Annotated in this window: 15 protein-coding genes and 1 tRNA gene; 6 read left to right on the forward strand and 10 right to left on the reverse strand. The window is 63.5% G+C overall.

From position 1 onward, the window contains the following. Window positions 1–5: 5 nt before the first annotated feature. Window positions 6–2,753, reverse strand: a complete 2,748-nt coding sequence (locus tag HALZIN_RS0107155; RefSeq protein ID WP_031383547.1) for a bifunctional acetate--CoA ligase family protein/GNAT family N-acetyltransferase — start codon at window positions 2,751–2,753, stop codon at window positions 6–8. A gap of 118 nt (window positions 2,754–2,871) precedes the next feature. On the opposite strand from HALZIN_RS0107155, the gene HALZIN_RS0107160 reads away from it, so the two are divergent. The 5 genes from HALZIN_RS0107160 (at window position 2,872) to HALZIN_RS0107180 (ending at window position 6,724) form a co-directional block, all read left to right on the forward strand. Beyond that, window positions 2,872–3,822 carry a histone deacetylase family protein gene (locus HALZIN_RS0107160; protein ID WP_031383548.1) on the forward strand — a complete coding sequence of 317 codons (951 nt, stop codon included), beginning with the start codon at window positions 2,872–2,874 and terminating at the stop codon, window positions 3,820–3,822. Window positions 3,823–3,964: 142 nt separating this feature from the next. Further along, the gene (locus HALZIN_RS0107165) at window positions 3,965–4,594 is read left to right on the forward strand and encodes a helix-turn-helix domain-containing protein (RefSeq protein WP_031383549.1); all 630 of its coding nucleotides are present in this window, start codon (window positions 3,965–3,967) and stop codon (window positions 4,592–4,594) included. Window positions 4,595–4,672: 78 nt separating this feature from the next. After that, window positions 4,673–4,987, forward strand: coding sequence for a DUF1244 domain-containing protein (locus HALZIN_RS0107170; RefSeq protein WP_031383550.1), 315 nt, complete (start codon window positions 4,673–4,675; stop codon window positions 4,985–4,987). Beyond that, window positions 4,984–5,514, forward strand: coding sequence for a molybdenum cofactor biosynthesis protein B (moaB, locus tag HALZIN_RS0107175; RefSeq protein ID WP_031383551.1), 531 nt, complete (start codon window positions 4,984–4,986; stop codon window positions 5,512–5,514). Before HALZIN_RS0107170 ends, moaB begins: the two co-directional genes overlap by 4 nt. Next, window positions 5,507–6,724, forward strand: coding sequence for a molybdopterin molybdotransferase MoeA (locus HALZIN_RS0107180; protein ID WP_031383552.1), 1,218 nt, complete (start codon window positions 5,507–5,509; stop codon window positions 6,722–6,724). The genes moaB and HALZIN_RS0107180 overlap by 8 nt, the downstream gene beginning before the upstream one ends. Here HALZIN_RS0107180 and HALZIN_RS0107185 read toward each other — a convergent pair whose 3' ends face one another. The 9 genes from HALZIN_RS0107185 to HALZIN_RS0107225 all read right to left on the reverse strand — a co-directional run bounded on the left by HALZIN_RS0107185 (window position 6,725) and on the right by HALZIN_RS0107225 (window position 11,112). After that, a complete protein-coding gene (locus HALZIN_RS0107185) occupies window positions 6,725–7,285 on the reverse strand; it encodes an acyl carrier protein phosphodiesterase (protein WP_031383553.1) in 561 nt (186 codons plus the stop codon). It abuts the gene before it with no gap. A 9-nt stretch (window positions 7,286–7,294) separates the two neighbouring features. Then, window positions 7,295–7,648: a TusE/DsrC/DsvC family sulfur relay protein gene (locus tag HALZIN_RS0107190; protein ID WP_031383554.1), complete on the reverse strand. Its 354-nt coding sequence runs from the start codon at window positions 7,646–7,648 to the stop codon at window positions 7,295–7,297. Continuing rightward, window positions 7,648–7,938, reverse strand: a complete 291-nt coding sequence (gene tusB / locus HALZIN_RS0107195; protein WP_031383555.1) for a sulfurtransferase complex subunit TusB — start codon at window positions 7,936–7,938, stop codon at window positions 7,648–7,650. The genes HALZIN_RS0107190 and tusB overlap by 1 nt, the downstream gene beginning before the upstream one ends. 27 nt (window positions 7,939–7,965) lie before the next feature. Further along, the gene (tusC, locus tag HALZIN_RS0107200) at window positions 7,966–8,331 is read right to left on the reverse strand and encodes a sulfurtransferase complex subunit TusC (RefSeq protein WP_031383556.1); all 366 of its coding nucleotides are present in this window, start codon (window positions 8,329–8,331) and stop codon (window positions 7,966–7,968) included. A gap of 42 nt (window positions 8,332–8,373) precedes the next feature. Beyond that, on the reverse strand, window positions 8,374–8,766 hold the full coding sequence (gene tusD / locus HALZIN_RS0107205) for a sulfurtransferase complex subunit TusD (RefSeq protein WP_031383557.1): 393 nt from the start codon (window positions 8,764–8,766) through the stop codon (window positions 8,374–8,376). A gap of 178 nt (window positions 8,767–8,944) precedes the next feature. Next, window positions 8,945–9,613, reverse strand: a complete 669-nt coding sequence (locus HALZIN_RS0107210; RefSeq protein ID WP_031383558.1) for a Bax inhibitor-1/YccA family protein — start codon at window positions 9,611–9,613, stop codon at window positions 8,945–8,947. Window positions 9,614–9,744: 131 nt separating this feature from the next. Further along, entirely contained in the window at window positions 9,745–10,419 is a 675-nt protein-coding gene (locus HALZIN_RS0107215; RefSeq protein WP_035575540.1) for a metallophosphoesterase, read from the reverse strand. A 240-nt stretch (window positions 10,420–10,659) separates the two neighbouring features. Continuing rightward, a complete protein-coding gene (locus tag HALZIN_RS18060; protein WP_160171092.1) occupies window positions 10,660–10,827 on the reverse strand; it encodes a hypothetical protein in 168 nt (55 codons plus the stop codon). 87 nt (window positions 10,828–10,914) lie between these two features. After that, on the reverse strand, window positions 10,915–11,112 hold the full coding sequence (locus tag HALZIN_RS0107225; protein ID WP_031383560.1) for a CsbD family protein: 198 nt from the start codon (window positions 11,110–11,112) through the stop codon (window positions 10,915–10,917). Between the two features lie 239 nt (window positions 11,113–11,351). Between HALZIN_RS0107225 and HALZIN_RS0107230 the strand changes: the two genes are divergently transcribed. After that, window positions 11,352–11,442 (forward strand) — tRNA-Ser (locus HALZIN_RS0107230). The last annotated feature ends 226 nt before the right edge of the window (window positions 11,443–11,668 follow it).

Here is an 11,668-nt window from a genome sequence, read left to right on the forward strand (position 1 = left end):
AACGCTCAATAGGGCTGATTTTCGAGGCGATGACGCTGCCAGTCGCTGGCGGGGGCATTGAGTCGCAGGGCAGCATCGACGACTTGCTCCTCCATGTTGTAATGACTGGTGAAGCCGAGCCGCTTCACCAGCGCTCGCATCGGACCGTTATCGACCATGATCTTGCCGACCATTTCCAGGGTACCCAGGCCGCGGCTGTAACGGATCATTTTTTCCATCAGCAGTCGCCCCAGGCCATGACCATGCATGTCGTCGCGGATGATCACCGAGAATTCGGTGCGGATGTTGTCGGGATCGTTCCAGACCCGTACCACGCCGAGCATTTCCTTGCTGCCGTCGGTGCGCTGATGTTCGGCAATGAAGGCCATCTGACGGTCGTAGTTGATCTGGGCCAGCCGCGACAGATCGCGCTTGCTGAGATCGGCCTTGTTATGGAAATAGCGAAAGCGGATGCTCTCTTCGGAAAGCTGAGCGTGGAAGGCCGTGATCAGCGGCGCGTCCTCGCCCCGAATCGGGCGAATCTCGACGTGCATGCCGTTGCTGAGCGCGACCCACTCACGCAACTCTTCCGGATAGGGCATGATCGCGTGGCGCGCGGGTTCGCCGAGATCCATCGCGAAGTCGATGGCCATCAGGCCCTCGCTGTTGAGCAGCAACGGATTGAGCTCCAGCCCCTTGAGCTCGGGCAGGTCCGAGGCCATCTGCGATAGCTTGACCAGCAGTTGGCCCAGCCGCTTGTAATCGAGATCGGGATCGCGCGAATGCTCGCCGATCAGCTTCGCCGCGTGGGTACGCGCGATCAGCTCGTTGGCCAGGGTCATGTTCAATGGCGGCAAGGCGACCTGCCGATCGGCCAGCACGTTGACCTTGTAGCCGCCGATGCCGAAGACGATCACCGGGCCGAAGATCGGATCCCGGGTGATGCCCGCGCACAGCTGCAGCGAATGCTTGCCGCGCTGCATTTCCTGCAGGCAGTAACTATAGATGCGGCTGTCGGGGAACTTCTCCTCGACCTTGGCGCCGAGACGCCGGACGCCGTCGGCCACCTCCTCGGGGGTCTGCAGATCCTGCAGCAGGCCGGCCGAGAGCTTGTGCGGGTGCTGGCGATAGCGAAACGGCAGGCAGTTGCGTTCATGGACGATCTTGAGCGCCATGCGCCCCGACAAGGCGCCGGCCGCCTCGGCGGCCTGTTGCGGGGTGAGCGCATAACGGCTTGGCGCCACCGGGATGCCGTAGGCGGCCAGCACCTGGGCGGTCTCCTCGTGGGTCAGTCGATCGCGTTGACGGGCCTTGGCCTCGCCGATCAGCCGATGGCAGCGTTCGCGAATCGCCGCGCTGGTGGTGAATGGCAGGCTCGGTGGGGTTTCCTGCAACTGCGCCTGGACCCGCTGATAATCCACCATGTGCATGAAGGCCTTGACCGCCTTCTCGGGCGAAATGTAGGTCGGAATCCCGGCCAGATTGCATTCGTGGCGGGCCGACAGCGCCTCTTCGAGCCCCATCCAACTGGTCAGCAGGTTGCGCTTGAAACGCCGCCGGTTGGCGACCACCGCCTGGGCGGTGGCTCGCGACGGCGCCAAACGGGTCGGCGCATGGACCACCAGTACGGCATCGGTATTGGGATCGGCGGCGACGATATCCAGCGCCTCGACGAAGCGCTCGGGCGCCGCATTGCCGCCCAGATCGACCGGATTGCGACCCGGCAGACTGATGTCGAATTCGCCGTCGGTCAGCGCCCGGCGCGTCTGTTCGGAGAACTCCGCCAGCGTGCCGCCGGCGTTGATCAGCTTGTCGATCGCCAGCAAGGCCGGCCCCAGACCATTGGCGACGATCGCCAGGCGGTCGCCACGCAGCGGCTTCATGCGCGACAACGTTTCCAGCGCGTCGAACAGCTCATCGGAATCGTCGACCCGGACCACCCCGGCACGAGCCAGCGCGGCATCGACGATCACGTCGCGGTTGGCCACGCCCGGTGTCGACGGCACGCCGGACAGCTCGGAGCCCGGCGTGCGGCCGCTCTTGATGGCCAGCACCAGGCGGTTGCGCGACGATTCGCGCAACGCGGTCATGAAATGCTGGGCGTCGTGGATGCGCTCCAAATGCAAGAGCATCGCCTGACAAGGCGAGTATTGATTGATGTAGTCGATCAGGTCGGCCAGCATCACATCGACGCTGTCGCCCAGCGTGACGAGGTGGGAGAAGCCAATGCCGCGCCCGGCGGCCCAGTCGATCATGGCATTGCCTAGCATGCCCGACTGACCGAGATAGGCGACGCGTCCGGCCTTCACCGGCTGGCTGGCGTAGGTGGCGTTGAGATGACGCCCCGGGACGATCATGCCCAGACATTCCGGACCCAGCACACGGATTCCCGAACGCCGCGCCGAGGCCAGCATGCGCTCACGAATCGAGCCGCCGTCGCCGCTGCGATCATCGAGATGCGCGCCACCGGAGAGCACCATGGCCGCGCGCACGCCGAAGCGCCCGAGCTGCTCGATGAGCCGGGGCAGACCCGCCACCGGCGAGCAGACGACCGCCAGGTCGGGGACTTCGGGAAGCTCATGGACGCGCCTGACGCACGGCTTGTCGTGAACGCTGGCGTAGCCCTTGGGATTGACGGCCCAGATATCGCCCGGAAAGCCGCTGTCGATCAGGTTGCGAATCACCAGCCCGCCCATGGAATGAGTCTTTTCCGAGGCACCGATGACCGCCAGGGTCCTCGGTTCGAAGAAATACCGCAAAAACCGTGTGCTCACGCTGCGCTCTCCTTGCCTCGACCTTGTCTCGACGATGTTCACTGTGTACGACTTAAGAACAGTGTCCTGCAAGCCTTGCCGGCGTTTACCGTGATTAACTGTCGGCCGGAGACCCTAGATGATCACAGCCTTTATCAGTCATCCCCATTGTGATCGCCACCACATGGGGCCGGACCATCCGGAAAGTCCCAAGCGGCTGGACATCATTCGCGCTCACATGGCGCTCGCCGGGGTACTTCAACAGACCATGCAGGCCGACGCCAAGCCGGCGAGCGACGAACAGCTGGTGCGCATCCACCCGGCGCGTCATCTCAAGGCGCTCGAACGTTGCGTGCCCGAGCGGGGGCTGATCAACCTCGACAGCGATACGTTCATGAACCCCGACAGTCTCGATGCCGCGCGCTTCGCCGCCGGCGCCGTCATTGCGGGCATCGACCGGGTCTTTCGTCATCAGGCCGACAATGCGTTCTGCGCCGTTCGCCCGCCGGGCCATCATGCCGAGGCCAGCGAGGCGATGGGCTTTTGCTTTTTCAACAACGTCGCCGTCGGCGCCGCTCATGCCCGGGCGCGCTACGGCGTGCGACGCATCGCCATTATCGACTTCGACGTTCACCAGTGTAACGGCACGATCGACATCTTCGGTGGCGATCCCGACACGCTGATCTGTACCAGCTATCAGTACCCCTTCTATCCCTGGCGCCACCTGCGCGCCGGATTCGACAACGTCATCGACACGCCGCTCGATGCCGGCTGCGACAGCGCTAATTACCGCAAGCTGGTCGAGCGTGACTGGCTGCCCGCGCTGCAGGCACATCGCCCCGAACTGATTCTGGTCTCGGCCGGCTTCGATGCCCACCGCGAGGATCCGCTGGGCGATATCTGCCTGGAGGACGCCGATTATCACTGGATCACCGAACTGCTCATGGGCGTCGCGCGTAGCCATGCCGACAACCGGCTGGTGTCGGTGCTCGAAGGCGGCTATGCGCTCGACGCCCTGGGTCGCAGCGCCGCCGCCCATGTATGTGCCCTGCTCGGCCAGCCCTACCTGCCCGCTGCAGCGCCAAAGTGAGCACGATGTTTCCGGGAGGGCGGAAATCGGCATGCAAGAAGATGTCGCAGAATGCATCATCATAGGCGCTACCAGGGCGCTTGATGGCAAGCGCTGTGCTAGCATGGACGAAAATTGATTTCCGATCGTGAACTGTCAATCAATGGCCACAACCGACCAGGACGCCGCTTTGCAGATCGCCTCCGGGCGCAAGCCTTTCGTCGAGCCACTGCGCCTCGGCAAGCGACTCAAGGAGATCCGTCTCGCCAACCGGTGGACGCTCGAGGACGTCAGTCAGCGTACCGGGCTGGCGCGCTCGACGCTTTCCAAGATCGAGAACAATCAGCTATCACCGACCTTCACGGTGGTCCAGAAGCTGATCGGCGGGCTGGGCATCGATTTGCCACAGTTATTGCGTCCGCCAAAGCCACAGACGGCCACCATGGGACGGCGCGACCTGACCAGGGCCGGCGACGGACAGCGCCATCCGACGCCGACCTACGAGCATGAGCTACTCTCCCATCAACTCGCCCAGAAGCGCATGATCCCCTTCAAGACCATCGTCCGGGCGCGCAGCTTCGACGAGTTCCATGAATGGGTGCGTCATGATGGTGAGGAGTTCTTGATCGTGCTCGAGGGCAGCATCCTGCTCTACACCGAGTTCTACGAGCCCGTGGCGCTCGAGCAGGGCGACAGCATCTACTTCGATAGCGACATGGGCCATGCGCTGGTTTCGATCGACGAAACGGACGCCACGGTATTGTCCGTCTGCACCCGCGCCGACATCGGCTAGGTCGCCGATCGTTCGCGGCGCTGCTCGGCATATGGCCTGCGCCCTTCTTTCCAGTCTTGACCAAGCGGAGCGATCAACATGCGTGAATTCGACGACGCCACACGTACCGAACTCGAGGCCGCCGCCTTTCGCCGGCTGCTTGCGCATCTCGACGCCAACAAGGACGTCCAGAACATCGAGCTGATGATTCTGGCCGATTTCTGTCGCAACTGCCTGGCGAAATGGCTGGTTGCCGCCGCCGATGAGCGCGGCGCCGAACTCGACTACGAGTCGGCCCGCGAGTACGTCTACGGCATGCCCTACAGCGACTGGAAGGCGAACCACCAGGCGCCGGCCACGCCCGAACAGCTCGCCGCCCTGGAAGCCCGTCAACAGCGCAAGGAAAAGGCATGAGCGACGAACGTGAAGGCTTGATACCGCTCAGCGTGGCGGTATTGACGATTTCGGATACCCGCGACGAGTCGACGGACCGCTCGGGCCAGACGCTCGTGCAGTGTCTCGACGAAGCCGGCCATCGGCTGATCGACAAGCGGATCGTCATCGATGACGTCTACCGGATCCGCGCCGTAATCGCCGAGTGGATCGCCAATCCCGCGGTCCAGGTGATCCTGACCACCGGCGGGACCGGCTTCACCGGGCGCGACTCCACCCCCGAGGCGGTCTCGGTGCTGCTCGACAAGACCATCGATGGCTTCGGCGAACTCTTTCGCCACCTGTCATGGCAGGAGATCGGCAGCTCGACCATCCAGAGCCGCTGCCTCGGCGGGCTGGCCAACGCCACCGTGGTGTTCTGCCTGCCGGGTTCCACCGGGGCCTGCCGCACCGCCTGGCACGGCATTCTGCGCGAGCAGCTCGACAGCCGGCATCGGCCCTGCAACTACGCCAACCTGGTGATCCCCGGGCGAGGCACGCATGGCTGACGCCCAGGCCGAACTGCAAGACGTGGAGGCCGCGCTCGAGGCACTGCTGGCCGGTGTCTCGCCGCTTGCCGGCGAGCAGCTGCCGGCCGAGCACGCCGCCGGACGCGTGCTCGCCGAGTCGGTGACGGCCACCCGCGACGTGCCGCCGGCCGATAACAGCGCGATGGACGGTTACGCCCTGCGTGCCGCCGATGCCGGCACGCTGCTGCCGATCAGCCAGCGCGTTACCGCCGGCAGTGCAGCGCAGCCGTTGGCGCCGCGTAGCTGCGCGCGAATCTTCACCGGCGGCGAGATACCGCTGGGCGCCGACTGCGTGGTGATGCAGGAAGCCGTCGAGTTGCGCGAGCATGGCGCGCTGATACCGTCCGACGTGTCCCGCGGCGAAAACCTGCGCCGCCGCGGCCGCGACGTGGCAGTGGGCAGTGCTCTGCTGCCTGCCGGGGCGCGGCTCGGGGGCGCGGCCTTGGGGCACATTGCCGGCCAGGGCATTGTTTCGGTCAGCGTCCGTCGCCGTCCGCGTGTCGCCCTGCTGACCACCGGCGATGAGCTGGTCGAGCCCGGACAACCCCTCGCTGCGGGGCAGATCTACAACAGCAACCGGCCGATGCTGACACGCCTGCTCGAGCGCTTCGGGGCCGAGGTCGTGTACACGGCCACGCTGCCGGACGATTTCGCCACGACCTGTCGCCTGCTGGGCGAGGCGGCGCAACGAGCCGACGTTGTCGTCTCCTGCGGCGGGGTGAGCGTCGGCGAAGAGGATCACGTCAAGGCGGCGCTCGAGCGCCTCGGCCGGCTCGATCTCTGGCGTCTGGCAATGCGCCCGGGCAAGCCGCTGGCGCTGGGCCGCCTGCCGCACGCCGATGGCGAGGCGCGGTTCGTCGGCCTGCCCGGCAACCCGGTTTCGAGTTTCGTCGGTGCCTGGCTCTACCTGCGCCCGTTGATCGGCGCCCTGCTGGGCTGTGGCGAACTCGCCGCGCTGCCCCGGCTGCCTGCCCGGGCGGGATTCACGACCCGTACCCAGGCGCGACGCCACTTCATGCGCGTGACGCTCGAATTCGGCGAAGCGGACATCGTCGCGCACGCCTTCGCCGATCAGAACTCGGCGGTACTGTCTTCATGCGTCGCCGCCGAGGCCCTCGCCGACATTCCGCCGCACAGCGATATCCACGAAGGCGATCGTATCGGCTGCCTGTGGCTGCCCGAGGGATAATCAGCTTTCGCGCCTGATGCCCAGTTCGCGGTTGAGCGCCGGCCATAGCGCCTGGAAATCCCGTTCCAGGCCCGCGTAGTCGGCCTCGATCCAGGGCACTAGCTCGGCGAGACGGTTGGGGCCCTGCAGGCGCCGCCCCAGATTGGCGATGGCCGTGCAGGTGAAGTCGAGATCGGCGTAGCGCGACAACCAGTCCTGCTCGATGAGCAGCGGCATCATCGTCGCCAGGCGAGCCGGTGCCGTGCGTGCTGCCAGCACCCGGTAGCAGCGCTCGATCAGCGCCGTGTCGAGATGGTCCCGGGCGACGAAATGATCCCACACCATGTCCAGCGCGATGCCGGCGTAACGGCGTCCCCAACTCGGCGCCCGCGAACGGGACTCGCGCACCACGCAATGCTGGTCCACCCAGGCGTCGACGCGTCGATGATGGCGTATCCCGGCAGCGACGGCCGGGGCCCAGTCGCCCAGATCGGCGCCCTTGACGCCATCGGCAACCAGATTGCCATACAGGAATTCATCCGTGCCGCCGCGGGCCAACCAGCCATGTGCGAGAAAATTCACCAGGCGCTCTTACAGGCAATTGGTGGGCTTGGGCAACCCTGCCAGCCGCGCGGCGACCTTGGCCGGGCTGTCGGGGAACAGGCGCATCAGATGGATGGAGCGCCCCTTGTCGGGCCCCAGCCGCTGGCCGACTGCCTTGACCAGCGGGCGCATCGCCGGGGCCATTGCGTAGCACCGATAGAAATCGCGCAGCGTATCGATCACTTCCCAGTGTTCGTCGGTCAACTCGCGGCCCTCTTCCGCGGCCAGCGCCTGGGCGACGGCCGGCGACCAGTCGGCGAGATCGACGAGATAGCCTTCGGGATCAAGGGCGACTTGGCGCGCATCGATGGCAACGTAGCGTGCGGGGCTCGTGGTGCTCATCAGAACCAGCTCACCGTGCGTTGGGTTTCTTCCGTCAACGTGACGAAACCTTGCATGTCCAGCACCGTTATCCACGCTGCGCAGTGCTCGCTCAAGCCCCGCGACGCGAGATCCTCGGCCAGCGCGAAGCAGCGTCCATGCAGCGATGAAAAAAGCGCCGCATGGGGTTCCACCGCCCCATAGACCCCCGCTTCCATCAACAGCAGCCGGTCGTCGGGGCCCATTGCACGCAACACCTCGTGCGGCACGCCGCTGGAGGCGGGAGAGCGATTAAGCAGGTGCAAAAGCATGGCCGAACGGATCCTCGCTGGGCGCCATCAGAAGTTGAAGACCGACGCGCTCGTTGCAAACAGGCCGGGCAAGGCCTGGTCAGATACCGGGCGTGCCGGCCAGTTGAGTCGCTCCATGGTGAGTCCTCGACTGGTCAACGACTCGATATCGGCGCGGATATCGTCGATATCGTACATGGTCAGCATGTCGAGCGTGGCATGGCTGCCCTTCTGCCCGAGCGGCCCGGCCTGCTGACCACCACGTAGCGCCTCGACGCCGTCGCCGAGAAACAGCAGGGTCACGTCCTGGCCAAGGGCGGCGGCCACCAGCGCGACGTCGAGGCCTTCACGCAGCCAACTACTGTCATGGGGAGCGTGGCGCAGCACCACCAGCACCCTCTGCGGACTACCCATGCATACTCCAACAATCCATGCACACTCCAACATTCATGCCCATCAGGGTGCGAACGTCACCAGGCGGTCATGGGTCATGCTGGCCTCCACCAGTTGGCCCAGCCCGGTCAGCTCGAACGGCGGCTCGACATTATGGGCTGGCTTGCCGTGGCGCCGCGCCTCGCGCTCATCGATCATGCCCCGCCGCAAGGCCGCCGCTACGCACACCAGCAACTCGGTGCCCTGGGATTCGGCCAAGCGCAGCCAGGCATCGCCCAGGTGCGGCTCATCCTGAGGCGGCGCGCTCAACCGCGAGGCATTGTAAACCCCGTCATGATAGAAGAACACGGTTGCCAGGCGATGGCCGCGATCGATGACGGCCTGAGCGAAGCGCAACGCCGAATGCGACGCTTGGTGGGAATAGGGCCCGCCCATTACAACCAGACCATAGCGCATTTCGGTCCCCTTTCTGGATCAGCTAGCTCAGCTAGCTCAACATTCATTGTCGTGCACGCCTTGCGGTAGAGGCAACATTACGGACAGGCACGCTGCTCACGAGAGTCAGCGTAAACCTGCACAACGAAAAGAGCCCCCGCCGGCAATCCGGCGGAGGCTCGTGTCACAGCAGGCCGACTCAATCGCTATTCATGATGCCCAGCAGCGAAAGCAGGCTGATGAACAGGTTGTAGATCGAGACGTACAGCGTCACGGTCGCCAGAATGTAATTGGTCTCACCGGCACGATGCACGATCTCGCTGGTCTGGTAGAGAATGACCGCCGAAGAGAACAGCACGAACCCGGCGGAAACCGCCAGAGCCAGGGCGCCGATATTGAAGATCATCGCCACGACCATCGCCAGGATCAGCACGATGGCACCGGCCATCAGGAAGTTGCTCAGGAAACCGAAGTCCTTGCGGGTAATCAAGGCTACCGCGGACAGCCCGACGAAGGTCGCCCCGGTCATGGCCAGTGCGGTCATGACCAGCTGGCCGCCATTGGGCACGGACAGATAAAGGTTGATCACGGGACCCAGAGTGAAGCCCATGAAACCGGTGAAGGCGAAGGTTGCCAACAGCCCAGCTGCCGAGTTGGCAGTCTTGTGGACCAGGAACATCAAGCCATAGGCGCCGATGAAGAAGATCAGAATGTTCATCTGACCAACGCCCATGGCGACGGCGACGCTAGCGGTCACTGCCGAGAACAGCAGCGTCATTGCCAGCAGCATGTAGGTGTTGCGCAATACCTTGTTGGTCGACAACGCCGACGTGCGGCGATCGCTGACCTGCGATGACTGATAGGCCATGATTCAGACTCCTGTCGCTAAAGAAAACGAGTGTTAAAGGAAGAACTATGAGTATGACCCAGCATGCCGGCTGCGGGTTCCCCGCGCAAGCCACAATAGCGCGTTTTTCATGGCTTATCTCGATTGCCGGCTTACGTTTTGCTTGAGAAGTGACGGGCGCTCTCGTGCAGCGCTTCGATATGCAGATTCCCGGTGCCGAACGCCCCCAGGTCGATGTATCTGACATTCCCCAGATTGATCGGCTCGGCAAGGATGGTATGACCAACCACCACGCCATCGATATTGGCAATGCGGGCGTCATGGTGAGAAGCGATACGTCGACGGGCCCAGGTCAGCTGCTGCTTCAACGCATGGCCCTGTCGCTCGATAGCCAGCCAGTCACCCGGCGGTTCGGCATGCACGATTCCGACGCTGGCCTCGTCGAGGGCCACCTCGATGGCGTAGGGCATGCAAGACAATGCCGCCTCCAGCAAGTCAGCTAACTCGCCAGACCGCTCATTCAAGGCCCAGCCCCCGCCGTTCTCGATCCACAATGCCCAGTCGCCGCTTTTCAGGGCCTGTGCGGCAAGTTCTTCATGATTGCCGCGCACGGCGTGAAACCATGGTTCGAAGGTCAACTCCAGGCAGGCCCGCGAATCGGGGCCACGATCGATCAAGTCGCCTACGCAGAACAACCGATCGCGCGCAGTATCGAAATCCAGGCGCTCGAGCGCCGCTTGAAGCAGGCCGTAACAACCGTGGATATCGCCCACGACATAGTCAGTACCCGCTCGGTTGACGGCACAACGTTCGAGCATCGTGCTCATGAACATCCACCTCGAAAGACCCCTGGGGATGGCTCGACAGATCGCTCCGCGAATCTCGCACCATACAAGTGCCTGATGCGCCAAGGCTTGAAGATAGGCCCCGGCATGACCGGGGCCGGGAACACAGCAGGGCTCAGGTCCTCTTAGTGCCCTGCATGTTCAGGCGTAATGCGATCCCCGAATCCTGACTTACATTAGCGACTTCGAGGGCATGCGTGGTCATATCCGCCTCGAGCCGGCTCAGAGCCTCCGGATCGCTCCGCTGAATCGCCAGGAGCTGATTTTCAGACAGATTGCGTGCCCGATGTAGTCTTTGCCCGCCTTGCGTAGTGCGGTACCCACTTCGCCTGAGGCAGTCTCGTGGAATGCCGTCTCGTCCTCGCCGGCATTCAGGATCGTGATTTCCATGTCTTGCTCCTGTTGTTTCGATCTAGCCTTGCTGCCACTCGCAATCAGCCCATCAGACGCCATTGGTCAGAGTGGCTGACGCGCGGTTCACAGCGTTCCGTAGAAATCATCGACCTCTTTCTTGGCCTCCTCGCGAGCCATGCCGTGACGCTCCTGGAGAACGCCGACCAAACGCTCGTATTCACCGTCGACGACATCCAGGTCGTCATCGGTCAGCTTTCCCCAACGCTTCTGGGCTTCGCCCTTGACCTGCTTCCAGTTGCCTTTCACCTGATCGCTATTCATGTGTCTCTCCTTATCGCCTCCATGCAAGCGCTTGCTGACGCTCCACTACACCGTAGCAGTCACCCGGGCTTTTAACCTAGCCTGAGAACACTGAACTCCACTGATCATAGTCGCCTTGCCCTATAGCCACCTTTCGCCGAATGCGGGCGCAGCCAGGCGCTGCGCGTAAGGCATTGTATTGATTGCTACCCAGGAGTTGACGGTGACGAAAAAAGTGGTAATATACGCCTCCGTAAGCCGGAGGGATGGCAGAGCGGTTGAATGCACCGGTCTTGAAAACCGGCGAAGGTTTATAGCCTTCCCAGGGTTCGAATCCCTGTCCCTCCGCCACTTACCTTTCTCAGCAATGACTTACGTCACCCGCCCGCTGAGCAAAACACCCGAAAATATCGATTTCTATAACGTCTATAACGATACCCGTTATAAGCTTGCGCCGGCCCGGTGCATAAACGCGTGCTTTCAGACCAAAGTGCGAGCGAGCCATGCAGAGCGCGCCAAGGTCTCACGCGACAGCCTGTACCGGGCAATAACTCGATCCCCCCAGTGAACTGCCTGC

The sequence above is a fragment of the Halomonas zincidurans B6 genome, from assembly GCF_000731955.1.
GTDB lineage: Bacteria > Pseudomonadota > Gammaproteobacteria > Pseudomonadales > Halomonadaceae > Modicisalibacter > Modicisalibacter zincidurans.